This is a genomic window from Pseudoxanthomonas sp. JC1303 (assembly GCF_058448525.1).
Genome location: NZ_CP185958.1, coordinates 2,979,156 through 2,996,552, shown reverse-complemented (window position 1 = coordinate 2,996,552; position 17,397 = coordinate 2,979,156). Strand labels below are relative to the sequence as shown.

Annotated in this window: 15 protein-coding genes; 7 read left to right on the top strand and 8 right to left on the bottom strand. The window is 68.6% G+C overall.

The annotated features are described in order from the left end of the window. Positions 1–130 precede the first annotated feature (130 nt). Genes ACORQU_RS13380 through ACORQU_RS13370 form a run of 3 tightly spaced genes read left to right on the top strand, consistent with a single transcriptional unit; the run spans position 131 to position 3,464 of the window. On the top strand, positions 131–1,396 hold the full coding sequence (locus ACORQU_RS13380) for an alkaline phosphatase family protein (RefSeq protein ID WP_491641607.1): 1,266 nt from the start codon (positions 131–133) through the stop codon (positions 1,394–1,396). A 50-nt stretch (positions 1,397–1,446) separates the two neighbouring features. Next, the gene (locus tag ACORQU_RS13375) at positions 1,447–2,955 is read left to right on the top strand and encodes an AlkA N-terminal domain-containing protein (RefSeq protein ID WP_491641606.1); all 1,509 of its coding nucleotides are present in this window, start codon (positions 1,447–1,449) and stop codon (positions 2,953–2,955) included. After that, positions 2,952–3,464, top strand: coding sequence for a methylated-DNA--[protein]-cysteine S-methyltransferase (locus ACORQU_RS13370; protein WP_491641605.1), 513 nt, complete (start codon positions 2,952–2,954; stop codon positions 3,462–3,464). The genes ACORQU_RS13375 and ACORQU_RS13370 overlap by 4 nt, the downstream gene beginning before the upstream one ends. Before the next feature lie 40 nt (positions 3,465–3,504). On the opposite strand, the gene ACORQU_RS13365 is transcribed toward ACORQU_RS13370, so the two are convergent. The 3 genes from ACORQU_RS13365 to ACORQU_RS13355 form a co-directional block, all read right to left on the bottom strand. Beyond that, positions 3,505–4,224 carry a LytR/AlgR family response regulator transcription factor gene (locus ACORQU_RS13365; RefSeq protein WP_491641604.1) on the bottom strand — a complete coding sequence of 240 codons (720 nt, stop codon included), beginning with the start codon at positions 4,222–4,224 and terminating at the stop codon, positions 3,505–3,507. Then, positions 4,221–5,438: a sensor histidine kinase gene (locus ACORQU_RS13360; protein ID WP_491641603.1), complete on the bottom strand. Its 1,218-nt coding sequence runs from the start codon at positions 5,436–5,438 to the stop codon at positions 4,221–4,223. Before ACORQU_RS13360 ends, ACORQU_RS13365 begins: the two co-directional genes overlap by 4 nt. Before the next feature lie 116 nt (positions 5,439–5,554). Beyond that, the gene (locus ACORQU_RS13355) at positions 5,555–7,099 is read right to left on the bottom strand and encodes a serine hydrolase (protein ID WP_491641602.1); all 1,545 of its coding nucleotides are present in this window, start codon (positions 7,097–7,099) and stop codon (positions 5,555–5,557) included. A gap of 193 nt (positions 7,100–7,292) precedes the next feature. Here ACORQU_RS13355 and ACORQU_RS13350 point away from each other — a divergent pair, with 193 nt between their 5' ends. Further along, entirely contained in the window at positions 7,293–8,789 is a 1,497-nt protein-coding gene (locus ACORQU_RS13350; protein WP_271646774.1) for a chloride channel protein, read from the top strand. 83 nt (positions 8,790–8,872) lie between these two features. Here ACORQU_RS13350 and ACORQU_RS13345 read toward each other — a convergent pair whose 3' ends face one another. Together ACORQU_RS13345 and ACORQU_RS13340 are read right to left on the bottom strand one after the other, a co-directional pair. Beyond that, positions 8,873–9,040, bottom strand: coding sequence for a 30S ribosomal protein THX (locus ACORQU_RS13345; RefSeq protein ID WP_271646775.1), 168 nt, complete (start codon positions 9,038–9,040; stop codon positions 8,873–8,875). Between the two features lie 197 nt (positions 9,041–9,237). Further along, positions 9,238–9,645, bottom strand: coding sequence for a MerC domain-containing protein (locus ACORQU_RS13340; protein ID WP_271646776.1), 408 nt, complete (start codon positions 9,643–9,645; stop codon positions 9,238–9,240). A gap of 101 nt (positions 9,646–9,746) precedes the next feature. On the opposite strand from ACORQU_RS13340, the gene ACORQU_RS13335 reads away from it, so the two are divergent. Beyond that, positions 9,747–11,810 (top strand): TonB-dependent receptor, encoded by a 2,064-nt coding sequence (locus ACORQU_RS13335; protein WP_491641601.1) that lies wholly within the window; start codon positions 9,747–9,749, stop codon positions 11,808–11,810. A gap of 198 nt (positions 11,811–12,008) precedes the next feature. Here the strand turns inward: ACORQU_RS13335 and ACORQU_RS13330 are convergent, their stop codons facing one another. The 3 genes from ACORQU_RS13330 to ACORQU_RS13320 form a co-directional block, all read right to left on the bottom strand. Beyond that, complete coding sequence (locus ACORQU_RS13330; RefSeq protein ID WP_491645124.1) at positions 12,009–12,704, bottom strand: YitT family protein; 696 nt, start codon at positions 12,702–12,704, stop codon at positions 12,009–12,011. Between the two features lie 136 nt (positions 12,705–12,840). After that, entirely contained in the window at positions 12,841–13,143 is a 303-nt protein-coding gene (locus ACORQU_RS13325; protein WP_491641600.1) for a hypothetical protein, read from the bottom strand. Positions 13,144–13,246: 103 nt separating this feature from the next. After that, complete coding sequence (locus tag ACORQU_RS13320) at positions 13,247–13,846, bottom strand: TetR/AcrR family transcriptional regulator (RefSeq protein WP_491645122.1); 600 nt, start codon at positions 13,844–13,846, stop codon at positions 13,247–13,249. Between the two features lie 126 nt (positions 13,847–13,972). On the opposite strand from ACORQU_RS13320, the gene ACORQU_RS13315 reads away from it, so the two are divergent. Then, positions 13,973–14,920 (top strand): alpha/beta fold hydrolase, encoded by a 948-nt coding sequence (locus tag ACORQU_RS13315; RefSeq protein WP_491645121.1) that lies wholly within the window; start codon positions 13,973–13,975, stop codon positions 14,918–14,920. Continuing rightward, positions 14,917–17,391, top strand: coding sequence for an acyl-CoA dehydrogenase (locus ACORQU_RS13310; protein ID WP_491641599.1), 2,475 nt, complete (start codon positions 14,917–14,919; stop codon positions 17,389–17,391). Before ACORQU_RS13315 ends, ACORQU_RS13310 begins: the two co-directional genes overlap by 4 nt. The last annotated feature ends 6 nt before the right edge of the window (positions 17,392–17,397 follow it).

The following is a 17,397-nucleotide window of genomic DNA, read 5'->3' as shown; positions in this document are numbered from 1 at the left end:
ACCACCATGGCGCCTTCCACGAAAGCAGGTACAGGCGGGAGGAAACGCGTTGGACGGGGCAAGCGCGCCATGCGGGCGTCATGGCTTTCTGCGAAGCTTGGGGCTCTGCTTCGTCAACCCTGCCTCGTCCATGCGCCTGTTCCCGGCCCGGGCGGCGTGGCTGGCCAGCCTGCTGCTGGCCGCCTGCGCCACCGAACGCCCCACCCCGTCCGCTCCCGCCGCTACGACTGCGACACCCGAGCCAGTCCTGCTGATCTCCATCGATGCCCTGCGCGCCAGCTACCTGGGCCGCGGCGACACGCCGCACCTGGATGCGCTGGCACGCGACGGCGTGCGCGCGCAATGGATGACGCCCTCGTATCCGGCGCTGACCTTTCCCAACCACTACACCCTGGTCACCGGCCTGCGCCCCGACCACCACGGCGTCATCCACAACTCGATGCGCGAGGAGGGCTTGGGCGAATTCAAGGTCGCCGACACCCAGGCCACCGCGGATGCACGCTGGTGGAGCGAGGCCACCCCGATCTGGGTCACCGCCGAGCAGCACGGCCTGAAGACCGCGATCTGGGCCTGGCCCGGCAGCAGCGCGCCTATCGACGGCGTGCGGCCCAACGAGTACCGCCTGTTCAATACCGCCATCCCGGCGGCCGCCCGCGCCGCAGACGTCGCCGGCTGGCTGACCGGCCCGGCCCAGGCGCGCCCGGCGCTGGCCGCGCTGTACATGGAGGATGTGGACGAAGAGGGCCACCGCCATGGTCCGGATTCGCCGCAGGTGCGCGAGGCCTTGCGCCGCGTGGACGCGGCCGTGGGCACACTGCTGGACACACTGCGGGCGCACGGCCAGCTGTCGGGCACCAATATCGTGATCGTCTCCGACCACGGCATGGCCACCGTCGCCCCCGAGCACGTCATTGCGGTCGAGGACATGGTCAGCAGGCGCGAAGCGGTGGTGGTGTCGGTCGGCCAGGTGGTCGGCGTGCAGCCCAATCCAGGCTTCGAAGCGGCGGTCGAAGCGCGCCTGCTCGGCCGCCATGCGCCCTACAGCTGCTGGCGCAAGGGGGAACTGCCCGCACGCTGGCACTACGGCAGCAACGCGCGCATCCCGCCGATCGTGTGCCAGATGGACGAGGGCTGGGACGCCCTGCCGGCCGAACAGGCCGCGCGTCGTCGCAAGCTCGGCCACGACCGCGGCTCGCATGGCTACGACCCGGCGCTGGAATCGATGCGCGCGATCTTCATCGCGCATGGCCCGGCGTTCCGCCGCGGCGTGGTGCTGCCAGCGTTCGACAATGTCGATGTCTACCCGCTGCTGGCGCATCTGCTGGCCATCCCGGCACAGCCCAACGACGGCACGCTGGCGCCGCTGCAGACGGGGCTGCGGCCGGACGCGCATTGATGTCCGAAAACGGCCAGTAGGGCCGCCTCGCCGGTGCTAGCCTGCCGGCCATGTCCTCACCCCTGCCCGATGCCGCCCTGTGCGAACGCGCCCGCCTCAGCCGCGATGCGCGTTTCGACGGGCTGTTCTTCACCGCCGTGTCCAGCACCGGCATCTATTGCCGGCCGGTGTGCCCGGCGCCAGTGCCGCGGCGCGAGAACGTCAGCTACTTCCCCTCCGCCGCCGCGGCTGAAACCGCCGGTTACCGGCCCTGCCTGCGCTGCCGGCCCGAGCTGTCGCCCGAGCACGGCGCCTGGCGCCGCGGCGACGACGCGGTGGCCCGCGCACTCAAGCTGATCGACGCCGGATTGCTTGCCGATGCGCCGCTGTCGGCGCTGGCGCAGCGCCTGGCCTTGAGCGAACGCCAGCTGCGACGCCTGTTCGCCGACCGCCTGGGCACCTCGCCGCTGGGTGTGCACGCCACGCGCCGGCTGCTGTTCGCCAAGCAGTTGCTGACCGAGACCGCCCTGCCAATCACCGATGTGGCCATGGCCGCCGGCTTCGGCAGCCTGCGGCGCTTCAACACCGTGTTCAAGGACGCCTACCGCATGGCCCCGCGCGAGTTGCGCAAGCGCGAGGTGCCGGCGGCGGCCGACGAAACCCTGGTGCTGCGCCTGGGTTATCGACCGCCGTACGACTTCACCGCGATGCTCGATTTCCTGCGCGGGCGCGCACTGCCGGGCGTGGAGCACGTCGATGCGACGTCGTATTCGCGCGTCGTCGGCCCGGCCGACGCCCCTGGTTGGCTGCGCGTCAGCTCCTGGCCCAGGGGCGAGCACGCACTGCGACTGGAACTGCGCCGGATCGCACCGGCGCGGATGCTGAGCGTGGTCGCGCGGCTGCGACGCATGTTCGACCTGGACGCCGATCCACAGGCGATCGCCGATGCGCTAAGCCATGACCCACGCCTGGCGCCGTTGCTCGCGCGCCGACCCGGCCTGCGCATCCCCAGCGGCTGGGACGGGTTCGAGATCGCGGTGCGCGCGGTGATCGGCCAGCAGGTCAGCGTGGCCGCCGCGCGCACCTTCACCGCCCGGCTGGCGCAGGCCTTCGGCGCACCGCTGCCCGAACCGTTGCGCAGCGAGGTCCACACGCATCTGTTCCCCACGCCCGAGGCCCTGGCCGATGCTGATCTCACCGCGATCGGCCTGACCCAGGCGCGCGCGGCCACGCTACGCACCGTGGCCCAGGCGGTGCTGGACGGGCGCGTGGACTTCCGCCCGGAGGCGCCGCTGGACGACTTCGTCGCCCGCTGGGTCGCGCTGCCCGGCATCGGTCCGTGGACCGCGCACTACCTGGCGCTGCGCGGGCTCGGCCACCCCGACGCCTTCCCGGCCGAAGACCTGGTCCTGCAGAAGGCGCTGCCCAACGACGGCACGCGCCTGAGCGCGCGCGCCCTGGCCGCGCATGCGCAGGCCTGGCGGCCCTGGCGCGGCTATGCCGTGCTGCACCTGTGGAAGGACGCCATGCCGGCCGCGCCCAACCGATCGCCCGAACGCCTCGCCAAGGACCTGCCATGACCATCTTCGAACGCGAACTTCCCAGCCCGGTCGGCCCGCTGCGCGTGGCCGCCAGCGACGCTGGCCTGCACGGCATCGAATTCCCGAACAACAAACACCCGATCAAGCGGCTCGAAATGTGGGAGCGTGGTGACCATCCGCTGTTGCGCGAGGCGCAGGCGCAGCTGGACGCCTACTTTGCCGGACGCCTGAAGGCCTTCGACTTGCCGCTGGCCCCGCATGGCACCGCCTTCCAGCGCCAAGTCTGGCTGGCGCTGGCGCAGATTCCCTTCGGCCAGACCTGGAGCTATGCCCAGTTGGCCCAGCGCGTCGGTCGCCCCGGCGCCAGCCGCGCAGTCGGCGCGGCCAACGGCCGCAATCCGCTGCCGATCGTGCTGCCCTGCCATCGCGTCATCGGCGCCGACGGCGCCCTGACCGGCTTCGGCGGCGGCCTGCCGACCAAGCAATATCTACTGGAGCTGGAAGGTGCGCTGCCCGCGGCCGGGGTCAGCCGCCAGCTTTTCAATTGAATCCCTCGCGCCCTCCCGAGACAGAGCGCTAGGCCTGCCGCTACATCCCGCGAAAGCGATGCATGAATCCGGCGCTGACCGGCAAGGTCTGGGCATGGCCGCGCAGGCTCAGCACATGCCGGCCCAACTCGTCCTTGTGGACGCGATCGATGCAGGACACGCGCACGATGGCGCCGCGATGGACCTGCCAGAACACTGTCGGGTCCAGGCCGTCCAGCAGCTCCTTGAGCGGCATGCGAATCACCGCCTCGCCCTGCGCGGTGACCACGCGCACCAGCTTGTCCTGGGCCTGGAAGAACAGCACCTCGTCAATGCCGATCATGCGCACGGTGTCGCCGGCGCTGGCGGTGATCCAGCGGATGCACGCGGCCGACGGGCGCAGGCGCGCCTCCAACTGGTCGATCAGGTCCTGCAGGTCCGGCGTCTGTCCGCTGTCCAATCGCGCCTGCACCCGCTGCACCGCCTGGGCCAAGCGCGCGGGCTGCACCGGCTTGAGCAGGTAATCCACCGCGCCGGCATCGAAGGCCTCGATGGCGTGCGCGTCATAGGCAGTGGTGAACACCACCAACGTGCCGCGCGCGGCCGCTTCGCGCGCCACCACCAGGCCGCTTTCGCCCGGCATGCGAATATCCAGGAAGGCGACCGCCGGCGTCTGTCGTTCCAGCGCATCCAGCGCCGCGCTGCCATCGGCGCAGACCGCGATCAGCTGCAGCGCCGGCCAGGCCTCGGCCACCAGCGCGGTCGGGGTGGGCGTGCTCATGCCGGCCCCTGGTCCACGGGAATTCCCACCTCGGCACACACGCCACCACCCTCCAGCGCACGCAGGCGCAGCACCGCGCGTTCGCCATAGCGCGCGGCCAGCTGTTGGCGCACGTTGGCCAAGCCCAGTCCGCCGCTGGTGCCCGGCACCAGCCCCGCACCATCGTCGCAGACCTGCACCCACAGCTGGCCGTGGGCCAACGAGGCGATCAGGTCGATCCGACCTTCGCCACGCTTGGGCTCGATACCGTGCTTGATCGCGTTTTCCACCAGGGTGATCAGCAGCGCGGGCGGAAAGGCTTGCTCGCGCCGTGCTGGCTCGGCCTGCACCGTGTAATGCAGGCGCCCGCCCATGCGCAGCTGCATCAGCGCCAGGTAACGCGCGCACAGATCCAACTGTTCGCCCAGTGTGGACTGCAGCGCGGCCTGCCCATCACGCAAGCGGGGAATGGTGGCGCGCAGGAAGTCCACCAGCGCATCCAGCGTCGCCTCGGCCTGGGCCGGATCCTGGCGCACCAGTGCACGCACCGAGGCCAAGGTGTTGAACAGGAAGTGCGGCTCCACCTGAGCCTGCAGCACCCCCAGGCGCAGGTCGGCATCGCGCGCCTGCGCGGTGGCCGCGTCCAGGGCTCGGCGATGCTGGTGTTCTTCCCAGCGGCGGTGCTCACTGAAATACGCCCGCAGCGCCAGCCCGCCACCGAACAGGCCGTAGATCACGATCAGCACCACCACGTTCACCGCCAGACTGAGCGCACGCGCCACCGGCCCCAGGTGCGGCGCGGTGACCCGCATGGCTTCGGTCGCCGGCCGGACCAGCGCGTTGATATAGCCCGACGCCAGCCGATCGACGAAGAAGCTCAGTACGATGCCCAGCAGCAAGGCGGCCACGACCCAGCGCCGCTCGCGCGCCGCGGGCCAGCCGCGATAACGCACCACCCCGGCCAGCGCCGGGCCCAGCGTGGCCATCAGCATGAAGGCCACGAACTCGACAACGGTCACCAGCGCCCCCACCCGCACGCTCTGCCTGAGGATGCCCGTGCCCAGGCCGATCACCAGCGCGAACGCCAGCAACACCACGCCGAACAGCAGCGTGCGTCCGGCCTGCCAGCGCAGGCTGAAGACGGGATAGCGGCGGTAGCGCGTCAAGACGGTGTCCGCGCCGCTGGCCATGGCCTGCGGCAGGCGAGTCTGCAGCGCGTAGTCCTGGGTGCTCATGGCGGTCCTGTCCTGCCTCATTGCCGCGCGCCACGCAGCACCTGCCCATTCTGACGCAGGACCAGCGTCTGGACCCGACCCTGCGCATCGCGCTCGAACTGCAGCTGCGCGCCTACCTATGGCGCTGCGAACTGGTCCTGCCCCACATGCTCGACGGCGATGGCCGGCTGCCCGGTGCCCTGCACGGTGAGCGTGTCACCGGCCACCGCCACGGTCAGGTCGAAGCCGGGCATCAGCGGATAGGTGCCGGCGTATCCGGCCAGCTGCGCGGCTGAGAGCGGCGCGACCTGTGCCTTGGCGGGTTCGTCCTGATCGCGCCGGGTCGCCAGCATCCGGCCCCCGCCCTGCGACCAGGCGAAGGTCATCCCTGTCGCACTGGGCTCGGGCGTGAGCACCGCGTCCAGCGTGCGCGGATAGTAGTCGCCGGCATCGTCGTGGCTCATGACCAGCTCGCGCTGCCCCTGTGGCTGCACCACCAGTTGTCCATTACGCGCGATCAGGCGCATCTTCAGCTGACCCAGCGTGTAGGTGCCGGCCAGCGCCGCCAGCTGCGCGGCATCGGCCGGGACTTCATGACGCGGGGGGCCCAGGGGGAAATCCGCATCGACCAGGTGCAGGCCCAGTGTGCCCAGCCCGCCCAGCGTGGTCCACGTGGTGTCCGAGAGGATCACCACTCCACGCTGGCGGGCCGGGTCGACGGCCACGAACGAAGAGAACCCGCCGGTTCCGCCCTCATGCAGCAGCACGCTGCGCGTCCCGAGGCGGCGCTGCATCCAGTTCATCGCCATCGGCGGCTGTGCGGACACGGTCTGTTGGCTGAGTCTGATGGCGGGCGTGATCGGCACCTCGATCTGCCCCAGCTCGCCTTGGACATAGCGCACCATGTCCTGCAGGGTGGCGCGTACGCCCCCCACGCCCGCCAGGTTGGTCTGGAAGTGCCAGGCCGGCACCGACTGCCCGTTGGGCGCATGCCCCTGGGCCGGAAGGCTACCGGCCGTCGGCATGTTGATGTAGGCCTGGTCCATGCCCAGTGGCGCGAACAGCTCGCGCCTGAGCAGGGTCTCGTAGTCCGTGCCGGCGCGCCGGGCAAGGGCGTCGGACAGCAACATCATCGCGAAGTTGGAATAGGCAAAGTGGCTACCGGGCGCGGCGGTGAGCGTGACATCGCCCAGCGAGGCCAGCAGATCGGCTTCGCCCAGTCCGGCATAGGGATCGGCCATGCCGGTGGCGTGGAGTCGCGATGGCAAGGCCGGCAGCCCCGAGGTGTTGGTCACCACGTGCCGCAGCAGGATCGGCTGGCCCTGGAAGCTGGGCACCGGCGTCCCCGGCGGCAACCAGTCCGCCAGGCGATCGTCCAGCGAGGCATGGCCCGCCACGATCTGCTGCGCCAGCAGCGTGCCGGTCATGGTCTTGGTCACCGAGCCGATCTCGAAGGCGCTGGACGGGCCAACGCGCTTGAGATCGGCCGGCTCGGCACAGGCGTAGGTGCGTGCCACGTGATCGGCTTCGACCACCGCCACGGCCATGCAGGCGCCGGTGCGGTCGCCGTGCAGACGCTGGGCCACCAGGCCGGCCAACTGCGCATCGGTCATCGCGCCAGCGGCGGGGCTCACCAGCAATGCGGCCGAGGCCAGGGCAATGGTTGCGGGATGTGGGAACATGGCATGTCTCCTTGTCGCGGAAAGCCCATGCTCGTCCTCCAAAACACGCGACATCGAAGAACGCGACGAGCGTGCCCGCAGCCGCGATGAAACCCGCCCAACGTGCGACGAGCACTGATCCTGCAATGCTTTGAACCGGCCGCACCGGCACGCCTGCACGGCCCCTGGCTGTCACCCATGTCACAATAAGGGCATGTTTGATACTTCTGAAGCACGCGAGGCCCTGGCCCCGCTGTGGTCGCGTGAACGCTGGATGCGGCGCGTCGCGCTCTGGGGTGGCGCAGTGGCGGTGGCGGTCGTGGCCTTGATTTTCGCCCGGGCCAGCGACGCGGCGTTCGGCTTGTTCGAGAAGATCATCCATCACTCGGTGTGGTGGTCGGTGCTGCTCACCCCGGTGGTGTTCGGCATGCTGGCTTGGCTCACCAATGGCGCGCTGCGACCGACCCGCGGCTCCGGCATTCCCCAGGTGATCGCGGCCCTGCAGCTGCCCAGCCGCCCGTTCCGCAAGGAAAATCTTTCGCTCGGCGTGTCCGCCGGCAAGCTCATGCTGACCGTGCTGGCCCTGCTGGGCGGTGCCTCGGTCGGCCGCGAAGGCCCGACGGTGCACGTCGGCGCCAGCCTGATGTACGTGATCGGCCGGGCGCTGGGCTTCAAGGACCCGCGCGAAGCCACGCACTTCCTGCTCGCCGGCGGCGCGGCCGGGATCGCGGCGGCGTTCAACACGCCCCTGGCCGGCGTGGTCTTCGCCATCGAGGAGCTGTCGGGTCGCTACGAGCACAACTTCTCCGGCACGCTGCTGACCGCGGTGATCGTCGGCGGCGTGGTGTCGCTGGGTCTGCTGGGCAACTACACTTACTTCGGCACGGTCGATGCTTCCCTGCCGCTGGGCATGGGCTGGCTGGCGGTGCTGCTGTGCGGCGTGGTGGCGGGCCTGCTGGGCGGTTTGTTCAGTCGCATCATCCTGGCGGCGATGGACGGCAAGCCGCGCTGGCTGGGACGCGCGCGCAAGGCCAACCCGGTGCTGTTCGCGGCCGGTTGCGGACTGGCGCTGGCCCTGCTGGGCGTGATCTTCGGCGCCGGCGCGTTCGGCACCGGCTACGACCAGGCCCGCAGCCTGGTCCAGGGGCACGCGGTGGTTGGGCACGAGTTCGGAGTGATGAAGTTCGCCGCCAACCTGGTGTCCTATGTGGCCGGCATCCCCGGCGGCCTGTTCTCGCCGGCGTTGGCCGTCGGCGCGGGCCTGGGACACAACCTGTCGGTCATCCTGCCGGGCGTGGACCCGTCCTCGGTGGTGCTGTTGGGCATGTGCGCCTACCTCACCGGCGTCACCCAGGCGCCGCTGACCTCGGCGGTGATCTCGCTGGAGCTGACCGACAACAGCGACATGATGCTGCCGATCCTGGCCACCGTGCTGCTCGCCCGCGCGGCTTCGGCCCTGGTCTGCCGCAAGCCGGTCTACAAGGCCCTGGCCGACCGCCTGCTGGCGGCGATGCCCAACGAAACGCCGGACGCCCCGGCCACGCCGGACGCGGCGACCAATGTCGCCGCACGTCAGGACGAAGAACAGGTCGCGGCCGCGGGCTCGACCACCGGTGCCGGTGCAGAGCCCTCCTCCCCGCCGCAAGCCAGCGACGGCGATGCCGCGGCCGAGGATCGCCAGGACCCGCCGACGCAGCCTCCGAACGCTTAGCCGCTCCAGGGCGTTCCGGACACCGCAAACGAAAAACGGCGCCCGAGGGGCGCCGTTTTTCGATGCACGATGGAAAGCAGCGGTCAGCTGGCCTTGGCCACCGTCTTCTTCGCCACGGCCTTCTTGGCCGGCGACTTGGTGACGGTCTTGCTGGTCACAGGCGTGGCCACGGCGGTGGCGTGCTTGCGCGTGTTGCCGTAGCTGGCGTTGTAGCGCTTGCCCTTGGCGGTCTTGCGGTCACCCTTACCCATTGTTCGTACTCCTGATGTCTGGTGGCCCGCCGGTTCGGCGGGTGCGCGGCCAGCGAGGGACTGGCGCACAGGGCCGGAGAGGCTATCACAGCCGCCTCCCCACCCGTACAGCGTCAGGATGTCGCCCATCCGGTCGGTCATGCGAAACGTCGTGGCAGGCAAATCCAGGTGCAGAACCCATGCAGACCGGCGCGCGCCTAATGTGCGCAGCTTGCGTCGTGCACGTGGCCGTGGTTCAGGCGCAGATTGAGCAGGTGCGCCAGCCCGACCAGGGTGCCGCCGAAGGTCATCGTCACCGCATGGGCCACCAGATGGTGATGCAGCGGTGCGTACAGGATGCCGGCCCACAGCACGAGCAACCCCAGCAGCAAGGTGCCCAGCGCGCGCAGCACGCGGTGGCGGCGATAGCCGGTGACCAGGCTGAAGGCGCCCAGCAGCGAGGCGAAGACCACGAAGGCGCGCTCGAAGCCCTCGCCCAGCCAGGCCGACAAGCCTAGCGCCGGCAGCAGTGCGATCAGCAGCGGCAGCACCGCGCAATGCACCGCGCACACCAGCGAGCCGGTGGCGCCCAATCGGTCGAGCCAGGAGCGGAAGGGTGATGACATGGCGGGGATGACTTTCGGGACGGGCGTTGACTTCGAGCAGATATATTATAACGTTTTGCCGACACCCGCATCTTTCCCGCAACCCTCCCCGGATCTTCTCAATGATGTCTTCCATTTTCCGCGTCCCCGGCGCGGCCGCCCCCGTTTTTGCCCGTGTTCCGCTCGCCGTCGCCCTCACGTTGGCCCTGAGCAGCTTTGCCGCGCAGGCGCAGCAGACCGCCACACCGCCGGACAGCGACTCGCGCCATGTCCATGGCAGCGGCCTGCACACTAAGGACCTGGACGCGGTCAAGGTCACCGCCAGCCCGTTCGGCAGCACCGCCGACCAGCTCAGCCGTCCGACCGAAGTGCTCTCCGGCGAACAACTCGACGAAGCGCGCGCGGCCAGCCTGGGCGAGACCGTCGCCGGCATGCCTGGCGTGCAGAGCTCCAACTTCGGTCCTGGCGTGGGCCGCCCGATCATCCGCGGCATGGACGGCCCACGCGTGGCGGTGATGGCCGACGGTCTGTCCAGCGCAGACGTCTCCACGGTGAGCCAGGACCATTCCCCGGCTATCGAGCCATTCCTGGCCGACCAGATCGAGGTCCTCAAGGGCCCCTCCACGCTGCTGTACGGCAGTGGCGCCATCGGCGGCGCGGTCAACGTGGTCGACGGACGCATTCCGAAGACCGCGGTCAACGGCATCAGCGGACGCGCCGAAACCCGCGTGGACATCGGCGACAAGGACGGGCAGACCAGCATGGCACGCGTGGACGTGGGTAACGGTGGCCTGACCATCCACGCCGACGGGGTATACCGCAACGCCAAGGACTACGACACGCCCGAAGGCCGCCAGGCCAACACCTTCATCGACAACAAGTCCGGAGCCATCGGCGCCTCGCTGGCCGGCGACTGGGGTTTTGTGGGCATGTCGATCTCGCGTTTCAACGACAGCTACGGCAATCCCGGCGAGCCGGGCGACCTGGCCGCCGGCGAGCGCGGCGTGCACCTGGAGATGCACCAGGACCGCTTCGAGCTCAAGGGCGCGCTGAATGATCCGTGGGGCCAGGGCAGCGGCCTGCGCTACAGCTTCGGCCATACCTCCTACGACCACACCGAGTTCGAGGGTGACGAGGTGGGCACGGTGTTCAAGAAGAACGCCAACGAGGGCCGGGTGGAGGCCACCTTCGCCGCCGACAACGGCTGGAAAACCGCCGTCGGCGTGCAGGGCAGCGACTCGACCTTCCAGGCGATCGGCGAGGAGGCCTTCGTGCCGCGGACCGACACCAAGTCGGTGGGTGTGTTCGCCGTGGCCCAGAACACCTGGGGCGCGTTCTCCACCGACCTGGGCGCGCGCATCGACCAGGTCAAATACGACACCGAGACCGGCCTGTCGCCGGACTACAAGCCGATGAGCCTGTCGGCCAGTTTCGGCTTCCGGCTCAACGACCAGTGGCGCCTGACCGCCAACCTGGACCACGCCGAGCGCGCCCCGGCCGAGGAGGAACTGTTCGCCGACGGTCCGCACATCGCCACGTTGGCCTACGAGATCGGCGGCAACGATCTGCAGAAGGAAAAGGCCAACCAGGCCGAACTGGGCCTGCAGTACCGCAACGACTGGGTCGATGCGAAGGTCTCGGCCTATTACAACCGCTACAACAATTTCATCTACCTCACCGATACCGGCAACCAGTGGTACTTCGATGAGGAAGACGAGTACCTGCCGATCCGCCAGTGGACCCAGGGCGATGCGATCTTCCACGGCTTCGAGGGCGAGGCCACCTTCCACCTGGCCAACAACGACCGCGTCGGTGCCTGGGACCTGCATGTCTTCGGCGACACTGTGCGTGCGCGCCTGGCCGATGGCGGCAACCTGCCGCGCATCAGCCCGGCCCGCTTCGGCGCGCAGCTGCGCTGGGAAGGCGATGCCTGGCGCGCCTCGTTGGGTGGCACGCGCTACATGAAACAGGACAAGGTCGCGGTCAACGAGACCCCGACCGCCGGCTACACCATGGTCGATGCGCACCTGGCCTACCACATCGATGCTGGCAGCACCTCGTGGGAAGTCTTCCTGGATGGCAACAACCTGCTCAATCGCGACGCGCGCGTGCACACCTCCTTCCTCAAGGACGATGTGATGTTGCCTGGTCGCAACGGCACCTTCGGCGTGCGGGTGTTCTTCTGATCACCTGACCGCGCCGAGCGGTGGGGCGAGGCGCGACCCCTCCACGCTTCGCCCGGCCCCACGGGGCCTGCGGGCCGGAAGACCTCCCCTGTCTTCCGGCCCGCACTTTTTTGCGGCCACGCGAAGGTGTCGGTGCCTCATACCGTGCAGCGGAAATCCGGCGCCGACATGCCAGCGCCGCCACGCGCAAAGCGCGGCTCAGACCCCCATGTAGCGGTGTGGACGGTGGTTGAACATCAGCACCAGGCTCAGCACCACCGCGCCCAGCGCCGAATACAGCACTTTGGAGGGCGCCAGGGTGAGGAAAGCCACGCACATCAGCACCGCGTCGAAGGTCATCTGCACCCGCCCGGCGCTGATGCCATGGGCGCGCTGCAGATAGACGGCCAGGATGCCTACGCCGCCCAAGCTGGCGTGGTGACGGATGAAGAACAGGATGCCGAGCCCGACCAGCGCGCCGCCGACCAGGGCCGAGTACCAGGGTGTCATCGTGGCGTATGGCGCCCACCGCGGCAGCAGGTCGGTCAACACGCCGCAGGCAGCCACCGCCGCGAAGGTCTTGAGCGTGAACTCCCAGCCCATGCGCCGCACCGAGAGCCAGTAGAACGGCAGGTTGACCAGCACGAACATCAGGCCGAAGTTCCAGCCCAGCGCGTAATGCGCCAGGAACGCCACGCCCGCCATGCCGCCAATCATCAGCCCGCCCTTGGCGAACACCGCCAGCCCCAGCGAAGCGGTGAGCGTGGCCAGGACCATGCCCTGCACGTCCTCGGCGATCGAATGGTGGAAGGCGCGATCATCGACCCCGATCCCTTCCGAATCCGGTGCCGGCGTCAGCGGCCCGGAGGTGACCACCACGCCCGGAGGCGAATGATCGGCACCGCCATCGTCCAGGCCGACCTCCGGCGCCGGCGCGTCGATGGTGTCGGGATCTTGGTCAGGGGGAATGGCAGAAGACACGGAGAGGCCGGCGGCGGGGGCCGACGCATTCTACCGGCACGTCCGTGTCAAACCGTCACATCGGCAACCTTCACTCCACGCCGCGTGCAAACGATCCGATCAGCACCAGCAAGAAGCAGCAGCCACCAACCGCCACAAGCAGCCACGCGCCCCAAGACAAGGGCTCATCGGCAACAAGGCCGCGATCGGCCAGGCCCGCGGCGCGCACGCGCTGGTTCACCCACAGCACCGGCAGCGGCGCCAGGAACGAGATCATCCAGAAAGGATGCGGCATGCGACCGGCAGCGCTGAGCATGAAATACAGCAGCGCGGCGATCCCACCATGCAGCTCCGGCGCCCTGCGGCCAAGCCGCTTGGCGAGGATGTCTTCCATCTGACCCGCCTCCAGAAATCCGACCGCTACTTCAGGCGAGGGGCGTCGAGCGTAAATCGAGCAGCGGGTCGCACTGTTCAGACCATCCCTGGCACCGCCTAAATCAAGTAGGAATCAGCGCTGCGATCACGTGGTTTACGTAGTCGTCGAACTCTTCATGTTGCATGCGTGGCTGGTGGAGCTGTAGGGAGAGTTGCAGGAAGCCGACATAGGCCGCATACGCCAGGCGGGCCCGGTGCTGGGCGTCTGTGCGGCCAAGGCCGGCCTGCCGGAAGGAGGCCACCAGGTAGTCCATGCGACGCTGGGAGACGCGCTGGATGACAGGCTGGACGGCCGGGTGGTCCAGCGCCTTGAGCAGCTCACTATAGATAATGTGTGACTTGGCCTCATGCGCCACCAGCAGGAACAGCTGGCGCAGTCGCTCGCGCGGATCGGGCACGACCTCAAGGCTGCCGAACACACTCTCCTGCTCGACCGTCTCCCAGCGTTCCAGCGCCGCCTGCAGGAGCGCATCGCGCGACGGGAAGTGCCAGTAGAAGCTGCCCTTGGTGACGCCGAGACGGCGAGCAAGCGGCTCGACCGCGACGGCCGCGACCCCTTGCTCGGCCACCAGATCCAGCGCCGCCTGAGCCCAGTCGTCGGCGCTCAGTCGAGGCGCGCGGGTGGAAGTGGAAGACCGGGTCGGCACGGCGGGTGTGTTCATGTCGGCATTTAACCATACGGCCGGGAATGCAGCGGTACGTTTGCTGCGCCGCAGCATCGAAATCCTTTCCGATCAAACGCTTGTATGGATTGACGTGGGCGCGAACCCACTCCCATACTATTGCGTATGGTTACGACATCACCCTCTCTCGATCACCCCGACGAGCACCCGATTGCGGCGAGGCTGATCGGGGCCTGTGGCATGGGGCTGAGCGGAGTGCGATTCACGCCGGCCCCCGTCGCCAGGCGTGATGCGCTGGAGGTGTTGTACAGCCATGGCTTCGGCCAGACCCACCAGGCCTGGCGTCGAACCGGTCAGACATTGGCGCGCCATGGCTATGGCGGTCTCGCGTACAACGCCCGGGGTCATGGAGCCTCCCAGCGCAACCCCCATGACCAGGCCTATACAGGCGAGCAGTTCGTGGATGACCTGATCATCGTGGCCGGTGAGCATCCTGCCCCGCCGGTTCTGGTCGGCGCTTCCATGGGCGGTCTGTTCGGGCTGCTGGCCGAGGCGCGCTGGCCCGGCCTGTTTTCGGCGCTGGTGCTGGTCGACATCACGCCGCACTGGGAGCAGGCCGGCCTGTCGAAGGTGCTGGAGTTCGCGACGGCGTTTCCAGCAGGTTTCGAATCGCTGGAACAGGCCGCGGATGTGGTGGCTACCTACCTGCCCGATCGGCCGCGTCGCGCGCCGGAAGAACTGGCCGCCCTGATGCAAGAAGGCGACGATGGTCGCTGGCGTTGGCACTGGGATGCCAGGTTGATCGACGATCTGGTGCGCGACAGCGCGCGGCATCAGGACGACATCGCCCATGCCGCACGTAGCGTGCGCTGCCCGGTCCTGCTGATCAGCGGAGGCCGCAGCGAGATGGTCTCCGATGCCGGCATCCGCAGCTTTCAGGCCATGGTGCCCCAGGCCCGTCATGTGCAGCTGCCCGGCGCGGGGCACATGCTGGCTGGCGACGATAACGATGCGTTCACCGATGCCGTCCTGGACTTCCTGCGAACACTGTCACCCTCCTCCTCTCGTTTCTTCAATACTGTCCCCGATTCCGCTTCCGGAGCACGCTCATGAGCATCCTGGTCCCGTTTGTCGCCGTTCTGCTGGCGGGTGCATTCGCCGCCTATCATCGCCTTCGCTTGGCCTTCTGGGCGGCCATCAGTGCCTGCTTGCTCGTGGCGTGCTGGCTCTTGGGCGCCAACGCCACCGCGTGCGTCGTCGCAGCGGTGATCGTGGCCGCAGTGACCTTGCCGCTGTTGTTGCCCGCCTCGCGCAAGGCGCTGGTGAGCGCGCCCATGATGAAGTTCTTCCGTAAGGTGCTGCCGCCCCTGTCGCAGACCGAGCGCATCGCCCTGGAAACCGGCTCGGTCGGATTCGAGGGCGAGTTGTTCACCGGTGACCCGGACTGGCAGAAGCTGCTCAACTATCCCAAGCCGCAGCTCACCGCTGAAGAACAGGCCTTCATTGACGGCCCGGTCGAACAGCTGTGCACCATGATCGACGACTGGGACATCACCCACGTCCGCGCCGATCTCCCGCCGCAAGTCTGGGACTTCGTCAAGCAGCACAAGTTCTTCGGCATGATCATCCCGAAGGAGTATGGCGGCCTGGGTTTCTCGGCGCTGATGCACCACAAGGTGATCCAGAAGATCTCCTCGATCTCTTCAGTCGCCAGTTCCACCGTCGGCGTGCCCAACTCGCTGGGGCCGGGCGAACTGCTGGTCCACTACGGCACCCAGGAACAGAAGGACTACTACCTGCCGCGCCTGGCCGCCGGACAGGAAGTGCCCTGCTTCGGCCTGACCGGTCCGTTCGCCGGCTCCGATGCGACCTCGATCCCCGATTACGGCATCGTCTGCAAGGGCGAGTGGAACGGCGCCAACGTGCTGGGCGTCAAACTGACCTTCGACAAGCGCTACATCACCCTGGCCCCGGTCGCCACGTTGATCGGCCTGGCCTTCCGCATGTACGACCCGGACGGCCTGATCGGTGACACCAAGGACATCGGCATCACCCTGGCGCTGCTGCCGCGTGAAACCCCGGGCGTGGACATCGGTCGTCGTCACTTCCCGCTCAACTCGCCGTTCCAGAACGGCCCGATCCATGGAAAGGACGTCTTCATCCCGCTGAGCCAGCTGATCGGCGGTGCCGACATGGCCGGCAAGGGCTGGAACATGCTCAACGAGTGCTTGGCCGTCGGCCGTTCGATCACCCTGCCCTCCACCGCCTCGGGCGGCGCGAAGTTTGGCGCAGTGGTGACCGGCACCTACGCGCGCATCCGCAAGCAGTTCGGTCTGTCGGTCGGCCGCTTCGAGGGCGTGGAAGAAGCCCTGGCTCGCATCGGCGGCAAGGCCTACGCCATCAGCGCCCTGGCCCAGGCCACCGCGGCGGCCGTGGACCGCGGCGACGTGCCGTCGGTGCCGTCGGCGATCGCCAAGTACCACTGCACCACGATGGGCCGCGAGGTCGTGTCCGATATGATGGACGTGGTGGGCGGCAAGGGCATCATCCTGGGGCCGAAGAACTTCGCTGGTCGCGCTTGGCAGGCCGCACCGATCGGCATCACGGTCGAAGGCGCCAACATCATGACCCGCAGCCTGCTGATCTTCGGCCAGGGCGCGATCCTGTGCCATCCGTGGGTCATGAAGGAAATGAAGGCCGCGCAGGACCCGGACCGCGCCGCGGGCCTGGACGCGTTCGATCGTAGCCTGTTCGGCCACATCAGCTTCGGCATCTCCAACGCGGTGCGCTCGTTCTGGTTTGGCCTGACCGCCGCGCGCATCGGGGCGGCGCCGGGCGATGACTACACCAAGCGCTTCTTCCGCAAGCTGGACCGCTATTCGGCCAACCTCGCCCTGATGGCCGATGTGTCCATGCTGATGCTGGGCGGCAAGCTGAAGTTCAAGGAATCGCTGTCCGGTCGCCTGGGCGATGTGCTGAGCCACATCTACATGACCAGCGCGATGCTCAAGCGCTACCACGACGATGGCGCGCCGCAGGCCGAGCGTCCGCTACTGGCCTGGGCCTTCCACCACAGCGTGCACGAGATCGAGTTGGCGCTGTCGGCGGCCCTGCGCAACTTCCCGATCCGTCCGGTCGGCTGGTTGATGTGGGCACTGATCTTTCCGTGGGGCCGCCGTGCCGAGGCGCCGGGCGATCGCCTGGGCCACCGCGTCGCCGCGCTGCTGATGGCACCCAATGCGGCGCGCGACCAACTCGCAAGCGGCGTGTTCCTGACCCCGTGCGAGAACAACCCGGGCGGGCGCATCGCCAGCTACCTCGCCAAGGCGGTGGCGGCCGAACCGGTGGAACGCAAGTTCCTCAAGGCCCTCAAGACCAAGGGCATCGAGGCGCTGGACTACACCGCCCAGCTGGACGAGGCCGTGCGCGAAGGCGTCATCAGCGCCGAGGAGCGTCTGCAGTTGGAAGAGCTGCGCGCCCTGACCATGGACACGATCAGCGTGGACGATTTCGATCCGGCCGAACTGCGCTCGGCGGGCTATCGCGAAGATGCCAGGGAGACCGCTTCACGCGAAGCGGCGTAACGCATC